At 48.3% G+C, this 18695-nt stretch carries 13 protein-coding genes and 1 pseudogene; 10 read left to right on the plus strand and 4 right to left on the minus strand.

From position 1 onward, the window contains the following. The first annotated feature begins 4 nt into the window (after positions 1–4). The 4 genes and pseudogenes from QMN93_RS20665 (at position 5) to QMN93_RS20680 (ending at position 5549) form a co-directional block, all read left to right on the plus strand. Positions 5–1561 carry a TnsD family Tn7-like transposition protein gene (locus QMN93_RS20665; RefSeq protein ID WP_193140173.1) on the plus strand — a complete coding sequence of 519 codons (1557 nt, stop codon included), beginning with the start codon at positions 5–7 and terminating at the stop codon, positions 1559–1561. An 11-nt stretch (positions 1562–1572) separates the two neighbouring features. After that, a pseudogene (locus QMN93_RS20670) lies at positions 1573–2498 on the plus strand (hypothetical protein). A 362-nt stretch (positions 2499–2860) separates the two neighbouring features. Next, positions 2861–3160 (plus strand): helix-turn-helix domain-containing protein, encoded by a 300-nt coding sequence (locus QMN93_RS20675; RefSeq protein WP_001097217.1) that lies wholly within the window; start codon positions 2861–2863, stop codon positions 3158–3160. Between the two features lie 562 nt (positions 3161–3722). Next, a complete protein-coding gene (locus QMN93_RS20680) occupies positions 3723–5549 on the plus strand; it encodes an AAA family ATPase (RefSeq protein ID WP_193140169.1) in 1827 nt (608 codons plus the stop codon). Positions 5550–5715: 166 nt separating this feature from the next. Here the strand turns inward: QMN93_RS20680 and QMN93_RS20685 are convergent, their stop codons facing one another. The 4 genes from QMN93_RS20685 to silR all read right to left on the minus strand — a co-directional run bounded on the left by QMN93_RS20685 (position 5716) and on the right by silR (position 9039). Further along, a complete protein-coding gene (locus tag QMN93_RS20685; RefSeq protein WP_000694954.1) occupies positions 5716–6066 on the minus strand; it encodes a DUF305 domain-containing protein in 351 nt (116 codons plus the stop codon). 143 nt (positions 6067–6209) lie between these two features. Continuing rightward, entirely contained in the window at positions 6210–6641 is a 432-nt protein-coding gene (gene silE, locus QMN93_RS20690; protein WP_000790483.1) for a silver-binding protein SilE, read from the minus strand. Between the two features lie 249 nt (positions 6642–6890). Next, positions 6891–8366, minus strand: a complete 1476-nt coding sequence (gene silS / locus QMN93_RS20695) for a copper/silver sensor histidine kinase SilS (protein ID WP_000555738.1) — start codon at positions 8364–8366, stop codon at positions 6891–6893. Beyond that, entirely contained in the window at positions 8359–9039 is a 681-nt protein-coding gene (silR, locus tag QMN93_RS20700) for a copper/silver response regulator transcription factor SilR (protein WP_117121243.1), read from the minus strand. The genes silS and silR overlap by 8 nt, the downstream gene beginning before the upstream one ends. A 189-nt stretch (positions 9040–9228) precedes the next feature. Between silR and silC the strand changes: the two genes are divergently transcribed. The 6 genes from silC (at position 9229) to silP (ending at position 18659) form a co-directional block, all read left to right on the plus strand. Beyond that, positions 9229–10614, plus strand: a complete 1386-nt coding sequence (silC, locus tag QMN93_RS20705; protein WP_000475511.1) for a Cu(+)/Ag(+) efflux RND transporter outer membrane channel SilC — start codon at positions 9229–9231, stop codon at positions 10612–10614. Between the two features lie 27 nt (positions 10615–10641). After that, entirely contained in the window at positions 10642–10995 is a 354-nt protein-coding gene (gene cusF, locus QMN93_RS20710) for a cation efflux system protein CusF (RefSeq protein ID WP_001246155.1), read from the plus strand. A gap of 113 nt (positions 10996–11108) precedes the next feature. Further along, positions 11109–12401 (plus strand): Cu(+)/Ag(+) efflux RND transporter periplasmic adaptor subunit SilB, encoded by a 1293-nt coding sequence (gene silB, locus QMN93_RS20715; RefSeq protein WP_000157620.1) that lies wholly within the window; start codon positions 11109–11111, stop codon positions 12399–12401. Between the two features lie 10 nt (positions 12402–12411). Beyond that, positions 12412–15558, plus strand: a complete 3147-nt coding sequence (silA, locus tag QMN93_RS20720; RefSeq protein ID WP_032620969.1) for a Cu(+)/Ag(+) efflux RND transporter permease subunit SilA — start codon at positions 12412–12414, stop codon at positions 15556–15558. Positions 15559–15644: 86 nt separating this feature from the next. Next, complete coding sequence (locus tag QMN93_RS20725) at positions 15645–16085, plus strand: DUF411 domain-containing protein (protein ID WP_000758228.1); 441 nt, start codon at positions 15645–15647, stop codon at positions 16083–16085. Positions 16086–16211: 126 nt separating this feature from the next. After that, complete coding sequence (gene silP / locus QMN93_RS20730; RefSeq protein ID WP_023331515.1) at positions 16212–18659, plus strand: Ag(+)-translocating P-type ATPase SilP; 2448 nt, start codon at positions 16212–16214, stop codon at positions 18657–18659. The last annotated feature ends 36 nt before the right edge of the window (positions 18660–18695 follow it).

Raw genomic sequence — 18695 nt, forward strand, 5'->3', positions numbered from 1 at the left:
GTAAATGAGAATGTTGTCTGTTTTACCTGATGAATCCTTGTTCAGTCGGTTTTGTCGGACAGCTACCGTGTACGGTATGTCCCCATCTTCTCTGTTAACGATCATTTTCCACAAACCTGATATGAGCGTCCATCCAATTCTCAATTCAGGATTAAAGGCTATTTCTCTTCATACATCCGAAAGTGCAGACCAGCTCTGGCATGAACAGACTTTACTCCCTCTGTTTGCCTGGGCACTACCAATCAGTCGTAATGAAATTATGGATTTCAACACGACCCCTGCCAGGCTTAATCGATTGTGCCGCCTTAGTAATTTTTCACTAGGACAGCGGACACTATTGAAGTTTTGCCCGGTTTGCGCTCGTGAAGATACTTTTCATTATGGTGTTACTTATTGGCATCTGGCGCATCAACTTCATGGGGTTACAACCTGCCATCGGCACCAGGTAGTGCTTGAAAGCATCAATGTCCCTTCTGCACCGCACATACGTATTGGACTGATGCCTCCTGTTTCGTATACAGAACAACTCAGCAATGAGACAGACTTCGATTTTGCTAAATTTTGTTATGAGTCCATAAATATAATCAGAAGAAAAGAAATTTGTCACCCAAATTACATGGATGTACTTAAAAAGTTAAATTTATTATCATTGGACGGGAATCTGAAGAAAAATGTATTTTACGCACATGTTTATGCTAAGTGCCAGTTATTTGGGGAGGGTTCATCGGAGCTTCTACCGACATCCCTTACTGATTATCACTACTGGGAGCCTATACTCAAAGATAAATGTTGTCAGCATCCCACAAAGCACCTTTTGCTTTGTTATTGTTTGTTAAATACTTGCTGGCCAACGTATGCAGGAAGTCGTCCTAATAAAAAGAAAGAAATCTTTAAAAGTCATAAGGAATACAGCTTTCATATGGCTGAAAATAATACTAGTGTTAGCAGCCTTGGGAGAGAATTTAATCGCAGCAGATGTTACATTAAAACACTTATTTATAAAAAATACCTGAGGGCGTTTAAGCGAAACACAAAAATTAATATATTCACTGAATTGCTTATCAAGTCTATGGCTGTAAGGGGGTTTAGTCTGGCATCCATAGCTGAGAAAAACTCATTATCGGAAGGAACTGTATCCTCTGTAATTTCATCTTGTTACGGTTTATGCTCATGGCGTAAAAAATGTAAAAAAGATTCTTTAAGACGGCGTCATAAGCAGAAAATATTAAGATTTATACATAATCAATCCATTTCTGTAACGCGAAAGTTAGTCAAGGAAAGTTGTTATGCTAGTTTCTTTTGGCTAAATAAACATGAAAATGGCTGGCTTAATTCCTGTCTTCCTAAAGCAGTACGATGTTATAGAAATAAAAGAGTAGACTGGAGCGAGAGAGATATAATCTCATCATCATTAATAAATGTTGTTTTATCTCAGGGGCAATACCCGATGTCACTTACAAGCCTGGATGCTTTACTGGGGGGGCATAACTGGCTTTTGAAATACAGAGATAAACTACCAATGACAATGACACTTCTCAGGAAAAAGAATCTAATTAAATAAGAGGGAGTGATATGGTTTACGAAAATGAATTGTGGCACAGTTTTCTTCTGCGTTCACAGATAATGTATAACTTATCCAATTGCAGGAACATAATATCTAAGCATGGTGAACTAAGGTACGATGCCTTTCCTCGGCTCGAACTGATTGATATGTACAAATTGCATAGTTTGCAGGATATATATGACATTCTTGCCACAAGAAATGGTTATATACTAACTTCCAATATAGTGTCGTTATCTTCTGGTGTTTACGGGTATTTCAACGCTGTTGAAGATGCCTGTCGAAATAATTTACACATAACTAATTCATATCCATTGGTAAACATCTCAAAGATTCGTTACTGCCATAAATGTATTATTGAAGATATACACTCTAAAGGCATTGGTTATCTTCGTCATAGATGGTTGTTTGAATCTAAATGTGCAGCTCATAGTACCTGTTTATATGAGGTTTGTTTTGACAACTATTTGGATGCAGTGAAAGGACTTAGTGACTTAATTATAAGTGGAATAAATCCTCATGGTTATTGTTCCCTTGTGGTTGACATTTCAAATCCTTTCAAAACTCCAGTGTATTTATTGCCAGTGCCAGGGATAAAATTTTAAAATGGATTTCTGACAATAAAAATGAGCTGGTTTACTTTCTCTTTGACCTCTTTAAAAGTAAATCGCATTCTAGTTTATTAAAGGTTATTGAAGTCAGGATAATGCATAGTAGTTATATTTCTGCGGTGTTCAGGATATTGAGTGAGGTTAATTTTTGTAATTTCAACTCATTTATTACCGATTTATTCGAGGACGTAAGTTATGCCTCTGTTGGACTTGATGATTATTCTGTTAATGTGGATTTTCTCAGGCTAAAAGCCGCAGATTGCAAATTTTGCCGGTTCAATGGTAAAAATTTTTGCTCACTTTTTAATGTAAAGCTTCTTCGCTAATTTTTACTTCATTTATAAACTACTAAGAAAGCTAATAAGATAGGGTTATATATTTTGATTAGGGCGGGAATAAATTATCACTTCCCGAGTATCCCTGGGGGTTACCACCTGAGTATGATGCCGGTTAGCAACAACGTCTAAAAGACCTACGATCACGATAAATGTCACTGGGTCACTCTCAAGCAAAGTGGTCAGGGGTGCTAGATACCAGTACTGCTTACTCAACACGGCCTTGTTTTTGAAAGATGCCGAATCTTGGCAAGAGGCGTATTACAGCCTATAGTCTGTTAATGAGTATTACAGCTTATCTGCTGTAAATCCATTCGTTGTGCTTGTTAACCCGTCGATACGGAAGATCACTTATGAACACTCAATACGCTTTGAAGACCTTGAATCAGTTGCGTCCTGTTTTAATCGGCTTTCGCAAAGCCAATGGACTGACGCAAAGAGATGTTTCTGAACGTTTGGGTGTAACACAGCAAACTTATGCCCGACTGGAGGCCAACCCTGCAAGTGTGGGTTTTGAGCGTTTGTTTAGAGTGTTCAGCGTCCTTGGAGTGGAGATCGTACTTTCATCCAGGGAACCATTGTCAGATGCAAAGCCCGAATACGGAGCTTTGCACAATGATTCTTCACTTCCAGCCAGGCGGGAGAAATGGTGACGCCATGCGCTTCCCGGTCTAATTGTCTGCAGCAATATTAACCCCTTAGCGGCCTGAAGTATCAGGTTGCTATGAAGCCTTTCGTTTCTTCTGTTATGTTAAATACACCAGTTTGAGCTGTTTCGGACAACCATAAATTATCTCTTCACTCTTAAATGAAAATTTTATGTCGATCACATTATCGATGAATTTAGGAAACAATCCGTAAATGAAAATCTATCTACCTTTAAATTTATCAATGTCCGTACGACATAATTAATATCAAAGAATGTGTATTATTATCATTTAAGTCATAAAAGCCATGAGTCAGTTCCAAAAAATATAATGAGCATTGAAATTATTACCCATCATTCTGGAGTTTTAACTTAGCCATGTATCGAACCACAAGTTGGCTTCCGGTGTTTTGAGGAGCAGTAAAGTTCAGAAAGCGCGACCAGATCATAATCCAGAAATGTCGTTAAGATATTCTGAATAACGGTTATCCCTGCATGTTGGCAGGCATTTGAAAATATATTTTGTATTCAGGTTGCAGCAAAACGCTGTCTTACACACAGGACTTCATATGCGGCTCAGAAAATTAAAACTGAAAAACTTCAGAGGCTACAGAAACTCTACTGAAATCATTATTGATGAAAGCATGACGGGTATTGTCGGTCGTAATGACTTTGGGAAGTCAACGATTCTGGAAGCGCTGGCTATTTTTTTTGAAACAGAAGGAATGAAGGCTGACAAGAATGACATGAACTGTTTCAGCCTAAGAGAAGGGGACGGCCGTTTTGAAATAGCCTGTGAATTTGATGACCTGCCCGATTTTATCATAATCGACGACAGGGTGCAGACCACGCTCGCCTCAGAACATCTGCTGAATGAAGACGGCAATTTTGAAATCGTCAAAACGTTTAAAGCAACGACCTCAGGAAAACCGGAGCAGACCTGCATCCGCTGCATCCATCCCGAAGAGGAGCCCCTGAGAAACTTACTGGCAATGAAAATTTCCGAGCTCAGGGCGGTGGGAAAAGAAGCTGAAAAAAATGTGGCGGATAAACGCACTGCATCGTTATGGCGTCAGGCCATCAGGGAAGCCGCCGCTCCCTATACCTGTTCTGAAATGTTGCTGGATGTCGATAAAGAGTTTGGAACCGACACAAAATCATTATGGGGTAAGATCCTCGATTTGCTGCCCACGTATGCGATTTTCAAAGCCGACAGGGAAAGCAGCGACGGGGATTCAGAAGCTAAAAACCCCTTACAGCAGGCCGTAAAAGACGCTCAGGCTGCGCTGCAGGACAAAATTACAGCGCTGGAAAATGAGATCCAGGACAGCGTACTGGATGTCGCACAGAGAACGCTGGATAAATTACGTGAAATGGCCCCCGAACTCGCCAGTGAACTGACTCCACGATTTAAGGAGAAACCCAAGTGGACCTTCAGTTTCACCCTGGACGGGGAAAATGGCATCCCCATCAATAAGCGCGGCAGCGGGATAAGGAGGCTTATCCTGTTGAATTTTTTCCGGGCTGAGGCCGAGAAGCATGTCGCGGGGACGCCCAGAAATGTGATTTATGCCATAGAGGAGCCTGAAACGTCACAGCATCCGAACTATCAGATGATGCTGATGAAAGCGTTACTGGCACTGGCAGGCCAGCCGCACCGTCAGATTATCGTCACCACCCATGTCCCGGCGCTGGCCGGATTGATCCCTGTCGAAGGCGTACGTTATGTCACCCGAAATGAGGCGGGTGAACCCGTAGTAAAAATGCCGGATGACGCTGTGCTGAAGGAAGCCACTGAAAGCCTGGGGGTGCTGCCAGAGACCGGTATGGAAAGGGCGCAGGGGATAGTTCTGGTAGAGGGAAAGTCGGATGTCACTTTCCTGAGGCATGCGGCCAGTTCATTAAAACAGTCAGGTATGTTGCCAGCCTCTCTGGAGGACGTGAAAATAGTGCCAGTCCTCATAGGAGGGTGTGGCAGCGTCAAACACTGGGTGACATTGAATCTGGCCAACGATCTGGGGCTTCCCTGGTGCGTATTTCTGGACTCCGATATTGGGGGAGACCCTGCACAGGTTCTGTCCATTCAGAAACGTAAAAAAGAAGTGGAGGATGCCGGTAAGGTATTCTTCGCCACGCGCAAACGTGAAATAGAGAACTATCTCTGCCCGGATCTGATTGAAGAAATGACCGGTGTAGCCGTCACGTTTACGGACACCTGTGATGCTAAAAAAATAATTGGCCGGGCGGTGGGAATGAAACCCGATAATGTGCTTGATAAATTCTGGCCCCGGATGACAGCGGAAAGAATCATCTCAAGATCAACCTATCATGACGGAATGCAGGAAAGGATTGAGCTGGTTGAGATCCTGAGCGATATTGTTGCCATGACGAGATAATGTGTAAAAATTATCGCAGCTGCATATATTCCGGTCCACAGCAAAGGACCGGAGTATAGTATATAAAAAACCCGAAATTAATCGGGTTTTAATTATTTAACGTTTAACAGGCTCCCGTGCCCGGGAGTGAATTAAAATTACGCTTATTATGGCTTTTTTGCAATCTTTATTTTTGACTGCCAAGCCATTTATTCATCTGCTCGATTTCACCTTTCTGAGCTTTAATGATGTCCTGCGCAAGCTTTCTCATTTCGGGATCTTTTCCGTATTTGAGCTCGGTCTCAGCCATTGCGATTGCCCCTTCATGGTGTGCGATCATACCTTTTGCAAAGGCCTTATCGGGATTGGATTCATTAACGGCGGCCATCATTTTTTCATGCATATTTTTCATGCCAGCCATATATTCCTGTGATGATGCCGATGAGTGCATATCTGACATTTTCATTTCCGAATGTTCAGCAGAAATGGCTGGCAGGGATAACATTAATATTACAAAAAGGGTGTTTTTGATTTTCATATAATAATTCCTTTCAGACAGGTACCGGTTAAGTGTAGCTGAGTCAGACAAAAAAGCCCCCTGACGGGGGGCAAAAATGTAGCAACGTTGTTTCAGGAAAATCTATCAGGGAAAAGGTAACAGCACGGATACTACCGTCGCATTCAGCCTGCATTGATCATGCGGCGGTGCGCTTCGGCCATGGCCTGATGTGGGCCGGATTGCCCGTTATTCATGAATTCATGGGCAACCGCTGCTCTTTCATGCTCATTCATCGCCGCGTAAGACGTTGACGGGACGGTCGTGGATACCGTGTTATTTCCCATCATCTTCTGATGACTTTCCACCATTTTCTGGTGCGCATCCGCCGAGCCGTTCGTCATGGTTTCATGAGCAATAATGGCCTGTTCATGCTGGTCCATACCGGTCATACGAGGAGCAGTCCCCTGGATCCCGACAGGAGCCGCAGCAGACTGCATCTGGTGAGCAGGAGCCTGTGCATTGTTGACGCGATCATGGATATTCACGGTTTCAGTGGCCCAGGCCGATGAAATTAAACCAAAGCCCAGCAAAGATGCTAATACGATATTTTTCATGATAACTCTCCATTTCTGAATTAGTGATGTCCGGGGAAGTACAACCGGTGTTTTCAGTTTCATAACTTAAACAGGTTCGGCAGTTATTATTTCTCCGGGAGATGGCTGGATATTCATTCCTGGCGTACTCTGACGCCGGGTATTGATGAAGCAATCCAGCCTTCCTGATAAGTTGCACTAATTATATCAAATGGCTTCTGTTTGCTGCATGACAGGCTAATGACATCTTTGTCATTTAAATCTTTATTCTCAGTGTTGGGGATCCGGAATCATTTTCTCCAGTCTGGGTACGGATAAAATAAAACGTGTCGAGCGTATATCCGATTCCACATGCACTCTTCCGTGATGTGCTTCCACGATTGACTTCACAATCGCAAGACCGATGCCGCTGCCTTCTCCTTTTCGTTGTCTGGACGGATCCACCCGATAAAAACGGTCAAACAGCCTTGATAAATGCTCTTCAGGGATTGGTTTCCCCGGATTTTCAATCACAAGGTCAAAAAAGCTCCCCTGTTTTCTTATTGAGACGGTGATTGCCTGTCCCTCAGGGGTATAACGCAGGGCATTGGATAACAGATTATTGATCGCTCTTCTGAACATTTGTGGATCTCCCTCGACCAGACAGGGCATCCCGTTAAATTTGAGCGTGATATTGCGTTCTTCGGCCCAGGCTTCGAAAAACTCGAAGACTTTCATGACTTCCGCTCTGAGGTCAAACATGACCCTGTCAGGTATCAGCTGATTATTATCTGCCTGTGCCAGGAACAGCATGTCGCTGACCATTTTGGTCATCCGGTTATACTCTTCAAGACTGGAATAGAGGACATCCTCAAGTTCCCTCTGTGTTCGATCCTGACTCAGTGCGATTTCAGTCTGCGTCACCAGATTGGTGATGGGCGTTCTGATCTCATGCGCGATATCGGCAGAGAAATTGGCCTGGCGGGTAAAGACATCCTCAATCTTTCCAATCATATGATTGAACGAGATAACCAGTTGCTCCAGCTCAATGGGAACGCGTGTCGGTTCCAGTCGCGCATCAAGATTCTCGGAGGTGATGTTTTTAATGGCATTGCTGACATTACGAAGGGGCAGGTGCCCCTGACGGACAGCGATTCGAATGATCAGAACAATCAACAGGCTTATCACGACGGCAATCGCAATCAGGTTCTTTTTCAGCGCATCGAGGTAATGGAGATGGAAATTAATGGATAGGCCAGTCAGCATGACATAGTTCTGCTGTTTGCCCTGAAATATCGCCTGACCAGAGGAGGCGATAATCCTGTATGTTTCCATCTTCATTTCGGACCCGGTATCCATCGGTCCCGCAGGATCCTCCACCGTCCAGAGAAAGACATCCCGTGCGCGGCTGTGCTCGCTAAAATCTGCTGAATTCACTGCCGGGCGTAGTGCCGCCCCCTGAGCTGAGCTAAAGAGCACTTCACCCCTGGGATTGAGGAGCAAAAGGGCAACGTTGCGGTAGCTGGCAATTGATTCCTTTATTTTGCTTATTTTTTTATCATCCGGATCCACCGGGGACTGCAGTATACGGTTCAGTGTGGTGCTGATTTGTTGAAGATCGCTGACATCCTGCTCGGCAAAATGATTTTCAACAGAATGCAGCATAAACCAGGTGAAGGCGATAAAAGCCAGTATCGTGGACAGGCTGATAAAAAAGGTCAGCCGCAGAGCGAGTGAGAAAGGGCGTCTGGAAGGTTTGCTATGCATCCGGGACCTCCAGCATGTAGCCCACGCCCCGGACTGTCTGGATCAGCTTTGTCCCGTAATCGTTGTCTATTTTAGCGCGGAGTCGCTTTACTGCGACATCGATCGCATTAGTGTCGCTGTCAAAATTCATGTCCCAGACCTGAGAGGCAATCAGGGAGCGGGGAAGAACCTCTCCCTGATGGCGAATGAAGAATTCCAGCAGGCTGAACTCTTTACTGGTGAGCACAATGCGGTTTCCGGCGCGACTGACTTTTCTGGATACGAGATCCATCGAGAGGTCAGCCACCTTAAACTGGCTTTCCGTGATCATCGTGTTTCCCCGCCTCAGAAGGGTTCTCACCCGGGCGAGCAGTTCGGCAAACGCAAAGGGTTTAACCAGATAATCGTCCGCACCCAGTTCCAGTCCTTTGACCCTATGTTCGATCGTGCCGAGGGCTGTCAGCAGTAAGACCGGCATACCCTTTCCGGCAGTGCGCAGCATGCGGATGATATCCCAGCCGTTCACATCAGGTAGCATGATATCCAGAATGACTAAATCATACTCGGCTGTCATGGCGAGATGATATCCGGTAAGACCATTATCAGCGTGATCCACTACGAACCCTGCCTCTGTAAGCCCTTTGCTGAGATATTCACCTGTTTTAATTTCGTCTTCGACGATCAATATTTTCATCTTGCTCCCCGGCTGGCTGCTAATGTCATTCTATTGCGCCCACGATCGTTATCAACGGATTACAGCAAAAATGACAACATTGTCATTATCCTGTCACTCGGCAAACAGAGAGCGTTAGGTAAAGTACCCCTATCAATACTCTGGACTTCATTTGAACCATTTACCAGGTCTGCCTGGACGAGAAGCAATATGTTCAAATTAAAACTACTCAGCATCAGCACAATCTTCATTCTGGCTGGTTGTGTCTCTCTGGCGCCTGAATATCAGCGTCCGGCAGCACCGGTACCCCAGCAGTTTTCACTGTCCCGTAACAGCCTGACGCCAGCGGTGAATGGCTATCAGGATACGGGCTGGCGTAACTTTTTTGTCGATCCCCAGGTCACCCGGCTGATTACTGAAGCCCTGACTAATAACCGTGATTTGAGAATGGCTGCACTGAAGGTTGAAGAGGCCCGGGCCCAGTTCAACGTCACGGATGCAGATCGTTATCCCCAGCTGAATGCCTCATCCGGGATCACATACAGCGGTGGTCTGAAAGGTGACAAGCCGACCACACAGGAGTACGACGCAGGTCTGGAGTTCAGTTATGAGCTCGATTTTTTCGGCAAACTTAAGAACATGAGTGATGCTGATCGCCAGAACTACTTTGCCAGCGAAGAAGCCCGTCGGGCCGTACACATCCTGCTGGTATCCAACGTTTCACAAAGCTATTTCAGCCAGCAACTGGCGTACGAACAACTTCGTATTGCGCGGGAAACGCTGAAAAATTATCAACAGTCCTATGCTTTCGTTGAGCAGCAGCTCGTGACCGGGAGTACGAACGTTCTGGCACTTGAACAGGCGCGAGGACAAATCGAAAGTACCCGCGCCGAAATAGCCAAACGAGAAGGCGATCTGGCTCAGGCAAACAATGCCCTGCAACTGGTGCTGGGAACGTACCGCGCACTTCCGTCAGAAAAAGGGATGAAAGGCGGGGAGATAGCCCCAGTAAAATTGCCACCAAATCTGTCTTCACAAATTTTGCTGCAGCGACCGGATATTATGGAAGCGGAATATCAGCTGAAAGCGGCTGATGCCAATATTGGCGCAGCGCGAGCGGCCTTTTTCCCCTCAATTACCCTGACCAGTGGTCTTTCCGCAAGCAGTACGGAGCTGTCCAGCCTGTTTACGTCAGGAAGTGGAATGTGGAATTTTATCCCTAAAATTGAAATTCCTATATTTAATGCTGGCAGGAATAAAGCCAATCTGAAGCTGGCTGAAATTCGCCAGCAACAGTCGGTGGTTAATTACGAACAAAAAATTCAGTCAGCCTTTAAGGATGTTTCCGACACGCTTGCGCTGCGCGACAGCCTTAGCCAGCAACTTGAGTCACAGCAGCGTTATCTTGATTCACTTCAGATAACTCTCCAGCGTGCCAGAGGATTGTATGCAAGTGGTGCTGTCAGTTACATCGAAGTGCTGGATGCAGAACGTTCCCTCTTCGCTACCCAGCAAACCATTCTCGATCTTACCTATTCCCGGCAGGTTAACGAAATTAATCTGTTTACCGCGCTGGGTGGCGGTTGGGTAGAGTAAATTTATTTAATTAATCAGGAAATTAAAATGCGTAATTCACTTAAAGCCGTTTTATTTGGTGCCTTCTCTGTCATGTTTTCTGCCGGTCTTCATGCTGAAACACATCAGCATGGCGATATGAATACTGCCAGTGATGCTTCGGTACAGCAAGTTATCAAGGGCACCGGTGTCGTTAAAGACATTGATATGAATACTAAGAAAATCACCATTTCGCATGAAGCAATTCCAGCGGTGGGCTGGCCTGCAATGACCATGCGCTTTACTTTTGTTAATGCAGACGATGCTATTAATGCCCTGAAAACAGGCAACCATGTCGATTTCTCGTTTATTCAGCAGGGCAATATCTCCTTACTCAAAAGCATTAACGTGACGCAGTCCTGATTGGCTGTCCGGAGCGATTACATCCTGTGCGCCTGTACATTCACATAGGTATATGTGTGAGTTAACCGTCAGGCGCATATGCCAGGTGTTTTGATTTTTTAGCGGAAAATTGTATGGCTTCTTTAAAGATAAAATATGCTGCAATAATTATCAGCAGCCTCATAGCAGGGGGGCTGATATCGGTTACTGCCTGGCAGTATGTAAACTCAGCACAAAAGACAGAAAAAACAGAACAAAAGGCACCGGAAAGAAAGGTGCTTTTCTGGTATGACCCAATGAAACCGGATACCAAATTTGATAAACCCGGAAAATCGCCCTTTATGGATATGGACCTGGTGCCAAAATATGCTGATGACAGTGGCGATAAAAGCAGTGGCGGGATCCGTATCGACCCAACCCAGGTTCAGAATCTGGGATTAAAAACGCAAAAAGTCACGCGAGGAATGCTGAATTATTCTCAGACAATCCCGGCTAATGTCAGCTATAACGAGTATCAGTTTGTTATTGTGCAGGCGCGTTCTGACGGGTTTGTCGAAAAAGTCTACCCCATGACGATTGGCGATCATGTGAAGAAGGGGACGCCACTTATCGATATTACCATTCCGGACTGGGTGGAAGCACAGAGTGAATTCCTTCTGTTATCCAGCACCGGTGGTACTTCCACGCAAATTAAAGGCGTTCTGGAACGGCTTCGCCTGGCAGGTATGCCGGAAGAGGATATTCAGAGACTGCGTTCTACCCGGAGCATTCAGACCCGTTTTACCATTAAAGCACCTATTGATGGTGTCATTACTGCATTTGACCTGCGCACCGGCATGAATATTTCGAAAGATAAGGTGGTGGCTCAGATTCAGGGAATGGACCCGGTCTGGATCAGCGCTGCAGTGCCAGAATCTATCGCCTATCTGCTGAAAGATACGTCGCAGTTTGAAATTTCGGTACCGGCTTATCCGGATAAAACATTCCATGTCGAAAAATGGAATATTCTTCCCAGCGTGGATCAGACAACCCGTACGCTTCAGGTCCGTCTCCAGGTTTCTAATAAGGATGAGTTTCTCAAGCCGGGCATGAATGCCTATCTGAAACTGAATACCAGGAGCCAGGAGATGCTGCTGATACCAAGCCAGGCCGTTATCGATACCGGCAAAGAACAGCGCGTGATTACTGTTGATGATGAAGGCAAGTTTGTGCCGAAACAGATCCACGTTCTGCATGAGTCACAGCAACAGTCCGGCATCGGCTCCGGCCTGAATGAAGGCGATACCGTGGTGGTCAGTGGCCTGTTCCTCATTGACTCTGAAGCCAATATTACGGGCGCACTGGAACGTATGCGCCACCCTGAAAAAACAGAAAGCAGTATGCCAGCAATGTCTGACCAGCCTGTAAATATGCATTCAGGGCACTGAGGAGACGACGATGATTGAATGGATTATCCGGCGCTCTGTCGCCAACCGTTTCCTGGTCATGATGGGGGCCCTGTTTCTCAGCATCTGGGGCACATGGACGATTATTAACACGCCTGTCGATGCCTTGCCTGACCTGTCAGATGTGCAGGTCATTATCAAAACCAGCTATCCCGGCCAGGCCCCGCAGATTGTAGAAAACCAGGTCACCTATCCACTTACCACCACCATGCTGTCCGTGCCTGGCGCAAAAACCGTGCGTGGTTTTTCACAGTTCGGTGATTCGTATGTGTATGTCATTTTTGAAGACGGCACCGATCTGTACTGGGCCCGTTCCCGCGTGCTGGAGTACCTGAACCAGGTACAGGGAAAACTGCCCGCCGGTGTGAGTTCTGAAATCGGTCCGGACGCCACGGGGGTGGGCTGGATATTTGAATATGCCCTTGTCGATCGCAGCGGAAAACACGACCTTTCAGAACTGCGTTCTCTGCAGGACTGGTTCCTGAAATTTGAGCTGAAAACCATCCCGAACGTGGCTGAGGTCGCTTCGGTTGGCGGCGTGGTGAAACAGTACCAGATTCAGGTCAATCCGGTAAAACTGTCTCAGTATGGTATCAGCCTGCCCGAAGTGAAACAGGCCCTTGAATCGTCTAACCAGGAGGCCGGTGGCTCATCCGTTGAAATGGCCGAAGCTGAGTATATGGTCCGTGCCAGCGGTTATCTTCAGAGCATTGATGATTTTAATAACATCGTCCTGAAAACAGGCGAGAACGGCGTGCCGGTTTATCTGCGGGATGTTGCCCGCGTGCAGACCGGGCCTGAAATGCGGCGTGGTATTGCCGAGCTGAACGGCCAGGGCGAAGTCGCTGGCGGCGTGGTGATCCTGCGGTCGGGTAAAAATGCACGCGACGTTATCACGGCAGTGAGGGATAAACTTGAGACGCTGAAGGCCAGCCTGCCGGAAGGCGTTGAAATCGTGACCACCTACGATCGCAGCCAGCTCATCGACCGGGCGATTGATAACCTCAGTTCCAAACTTCTGGAAGAGTTTATCGTGGTGGCCATCGTCTGTGCCCTGTTCCTGTGGCACGTACGTTCTGCCCTGGTGGCGATTATCTCTCTGCCGCTTGGTCTGTGTATCGCCTTTATCGTCATGCACTTCCAGGGACTGAACGCCAATATCATGTCGCTGGGAGGGATAGCGATTGCCGTCGGTGCGATGGTGGATGCCGCCATTGTGATGATTGAGAATGCGCATAAGCGGCTTGAGGAGTGGGATCATCAGCATCCTGGTGAGCAGATTGACAACGCCACCCGCTGGAAGGTGATTACCGATGCCTCCGTTGAAGTGGGACCCGCACTGTTTATCAGCCTGCTGATCATCACCCTGTCCTTTATTCCTATCTTTACCCTGGAAGGTCAGGAAGGACGTCTGTTTGGCCCGCTGGCATTCACGAAAACGTACTCCATGGCGGGCGCGGCCGCGCTGGCCATCATCGTCATTCCGATTCTGATGGGATTCTGGATCCGGGGGAAAATTCCTGCAGAGACCAGTAACCCCCTGAACCGGGTACTGATCAAAGCGTATCATCCATTGCTGTTGCGGGTTCTCCACTGGCCAAAAACAACCCTGCTGGTTGCGGCCTTGTCCATTTTCACCGTTATCTGGCCGCTGAGCCAGGTGGGCGGTGAGTTTCTGCCGAAGATTAACGAGGGCGACCTGTTGTATATGCCGTCGACCCTGCCGGGTGTCTCTCCGGCTGAAGCTGCAGCGCTCCTGCAGACGACGGACAAGTTAATCAAAAGCGTTCCTGAAGTGGCCTCTGTATTTGGCAAGACCGGTAAAGCAGAGACCGCCACGGATTCCGCACCGCTCGAAATGGTTGAAACCACGATCCAGCTCAAACCTGAGGATCAGTGGCGTCCAGGCATGACGATTGACAAGATTATTGAAGAACTCGACAGGACCGTCCGTTTACCGGGGCTGGCAAACCTCTGGGTGCCGCCAATCCGTAACCGTATTGATATGCTCTCAACCGGGATCAAAAGCCCGATAGGTATCAAGGTGTCCGGAACGGTTCTGTCCGATATCGATGCAACGGCGCAGAGTATCGAAGCGGTCGCCAAAACCGTACCCGGCGTAGTGTCTGCTCTCGCAGAGCGACTGGAAGGCGGGCGCTACATTGATGTGGATATCAACCGGGAAAAAGCCTCCCGCTACGGAATGACGGTGGGCGATGTGCAGCTGTTCATCTCATCAGCCATCGGTGGGGCTATGGTGGGTGAGACGGTTGAAGGCGTGGCCCGGTACCCGATTAATATCCGCTATCCGCAGGATTACCGGAACAGCCCGCAGGCCCTGAAACAGATGCCGATCCTGACCCCGATGAAGCAGCAGATCACGCTGGGCGATGTTGCGGATATTAAGGTCGTTTCCGGGCCGACTATGCTGAAAACGGAAAATGCCCGTCCAGCCAGCTGGATTTACATTGACGCGCGCGGCAGGGATATGGTGTCGGTGGTTAATGACATTAAAACGGCGATCAGTCAGAAAGTGAAACTGAGACCGGGTACCAGCGTGTCATTCTCCGGACAGTTTGAACTGCTTGAGCATGCCAACAAGAAACTGAAGCTGATGGTGCCGATGACGGTGATGATCATCTTCATCCTGTTGTATCTGGCATTCCGCCGGGTTGATGAAGCCCTGCTGATCCTGATGAGCCTGCCGTTCGCCCTGGTTGGCGGGATATGGTTCCTGTACTGGCAGGGCTTCCATATGTCTGTCGCAACCGGAACGGGGTTTATCGCCCTGGCCGGGGTGGCAGCAGAGTTTGGCGTGGTCATGCTGATGTATCTGCGTCATGCCATTGAAGCGCACCCGGAATTGTCCCGTAAAGAGACGTTCACACCGGAAGGCCTTGATGAAGCCCTCTATCATGGTGCCGTACTGCGTGTCCGGCCGAAAGCCATGACCGTGGCGGTGATCATTGCGGGTCTGCTGCCAATACTCTGGGGAACCGGTGCAGGTTCAGAAGTCATGAGCCGTATCGCGGCACCCATGATTGGTGGGATGATCACGGCTCCGCTGCTGTCCCTGTTCATTATTCCTGCCGCCTACAAATTAATCTGGCTGCGCAGACATAAAAAAAGCGTGTCCTGAACCTGAAAGGGCACCCCCTGTGGGTGTCCTTCTTTACTGATTCACCCTGACGTCAGGGTTTAAATCGATAATATACAGAGGTGAGTATGAAAAAAGTGGTTCTGATGGCGCTGGCTCTCGGCCTTTCACTGCCCGCGATGGCGAGTGAAAAAGTGATTGATATGTACAAATCTGAAAACTGTGGCTGTTGTTCCCTGTGGGGCAAGGCGATGGAAAAAGACGGGTTTGAAGTACGAACTCACGTCATGAATGATCAGGCGCTGTCAGCCCTGAAAGAAAAGCATGCTATTCCTGCAGGACTGCGAAGTTGTCATACCGCGGTTGCCGGTAATTTGATCATTGAAGGCCATGTGCCTGCGACAACGATACATAAGGCAATGCAGTCTGGTTCAGGTATATACGGTCTCGCCACCCCCGGTATGCCAGCAGGAAGTCCTGGAATGGAGATGGGAGCCCGAAAAGAGGCTTACGATGTTATCGCATTCTCACCGGATGGAAGTAAAAAAGTCTTCCAGCGAATCGAATAGTCAGCGGAACGGCTGATAACGGGACGCCGGCAGCAGGCACTCTTATGCCGGCGGCATTCGTGGTAATCGCATCCATGACATACCCTGAAGACAGAAGATGCTTCGGTATGCATAAGGAGAGTTACTGTGAAAAATGACAATGCAGTGCAACACAACAACCAGACTGCTTCTGAGCAGACATTATCCCCGGACGAGGGCCACGTATTGCATAAGGTGAGAGATCCCGTGTGCGGGATGGACATCCTGCCCGACAGGGCGCACAGCAGCATTCGATACCAGGACCATCAACTTTATTTCTGCTCCGCCAGCTGTGAGAGTAAATTTAAAGCCCATCCCGATCGTTATCTTACCGAAGATGCCAGTGAACATTCCCATCACCATCACCACGATCATCACGAAGTCAGCCCTGATCAGATAAAACAGCCTCACCACCAGGCGGAGAAAGAGAATTCTGAAGGTGTGTGGACATGTCCGATGCACCCGGAGATACGCCGCAGTGGTCCCGGAAGCTGTCCTGTCTGTGGAATGGCACTGGAGCCGCTCGTAGCTACGGCATCCACGGGGCCAAGTGATGAACTTCGCGACATGACAAGACGCTTCTGGCTGGGGTTGTTGCTGGCGTTTCCGGTTCTGGTACTCGAAATGGGATCTCATCTGTTTCCCGCCTTGAGGAATACAGTACCGCCACAGTACAACACATGGCTGCAGCTGCTTCTGGCCTCTCCTGTCGTGTTGTGGTGTGGCTGGCCATTCTTCGCCCGGGCCGGAATGTCGTTACGTAACCGCTCCCTGAATATGTTTACCCTTGTTGCAATGGGCACCGGCGTAGCCTGGGTGTACAGCGTCATTGCAACCGTCTTCCCCTCCTGGTTTCCTGCATCGTTCAGAAACATGGATGGCCTGGTGGCCGTTTATTTTGAAGCCGCAGCAGTTATTACGGTGCTTGTTCTGCTGGGACAGGTTCTTGAGCTGCGGGCACGGGAACAAACCTCAGGTGCCATTACTGCGCTTCTGAATCTTGCCCCCAAAACCGCCAGGCGGCTGGATCATGACGGTCATGAAACGGATATTAATGCGGAAGATGTTCTGCCTGGCGATAAGCTCCGCATCAGACCAGGAGAGAGTATTCCGGTCGACGGTATTGTGATCGAAGGCAAAACAACCGTTGATGAATCGATGGTGACCGGGGAATCTATGCCGGTTACCAAAACGGAGGGTGACCCTGTCATCGGGGGGACCATTAATCAGACAGGGAGTCTCATCATCCGTGCAGAGAAAGTCGGTGATGAAACAATGCTCTCACGAATTGTTCAGATGGTCGCTGATGCACAGCGTTCGCGTGCCCCCATCCAGAGAATGGCTGACAGCGTTTCAGGCTGGTTTGTTCCTCTGGTGATACTTATCGCGGTTGTTGCTTTCGTGATCTGGTCTGTCTGGGGGCCCGAGCCCAGGATGGCGCACGGTCTCATTGCGGCTGTGTCGGTCCTGATTATTGCCTGTCCCTGCGCGCTGGGGCTGGCCACGCCGATGTCGATAATGGTGGGGGTGGGCAAAGGAGCCCAGGCCGGGGTGTTAATCAGGAATGCCGAAGCCCTTGAGCGTCTTGAAAAAGTGGACACGCTGGTTGTCGACAAAACAGGCACGCTCACGGAAGGTTCGCCTACGGTGACAGGGATTATCAGTCTCAATCCGGGTGGGGAAACATCTCTTTTGCGTGTAACAGCCGCAGTGGAAAAAGGCTCGCAGCATCCGCTGGGTATGGCAGTAGTTAAAGCAGCACAGGAAAAGGGGATCGCAATACCCGCAGTCACTCATTTCGATGCACCGTCGGGTAAAGGTGTCTCAGGCGATGTCGAAGGTCAACGGGTTGTTATTGGTAATGAACTGGCTATGCAGGAAAACAGTATCGTTATTGATAATCAAAAGGCCGTTGCGGATACGTTGCGGATGGAAGGCGCTACCGTTATCTATGTGGCCACAGACGGGGACCTTGCAGGCCTGATAGCTATCTCGGATCCCGTGAAAACAACCACGCCGGATGCGCTTAAAGCTTTGCGTCAGGCGGGGATCCGCATTGTTATGCTCACCGGGGATAACCAGCTTACTGCTGAAGCAGTCGCACGGAAACTGGGAATAGATGAGGTTGAAGCCGGAATTCTGCCGGATGGCAAAAAAGCAGTGATAACCCGACTGAAAGAGTCTGGCCATGTGGTTGCGATGGCCGGAGACGGTGTGAATGATGCCCCGGCGCTGGCAGCGGCTGACGTGGGTATAGCCATGGGAACGGGTACAGATGTGGCAATTGAAAGTGCCGGAGTCACCCTTCTCAAAGGCGACTTGATGATACTGAACAGGGCCCGTCATCTGTCAGAGATCACCATGAAAAATATCCGTCAGAATCTGTTTTTTGCATTTATCTACAACGCACTTGGCGTGCCTGTGGCTGCAGGTCTGCTTTATCCTGTGTATGGAATACTGCTGTCGCCAGTTATTGCGGCGGCGGCCATGGCTCTTTCCTCCGTCAGCGTCATTGTGAATGCGTTGCGTCTGAAAAGTGTCAGGCTCGGGAAATAACACTGAGTGAAGGGTCAGTTACGAACAGAAGGAGTC

The organism is Enterobacter sp. R-1.6.2 (genome assembly GCF_035064085.1).
GTDB classification, from domain to species: Bacteria; Pseudomonadota; Gammaproteobacteria; order Enterobacterales; family Enterobacteriaceae; genus Enterobacter; species Enterobacter asburiae_B.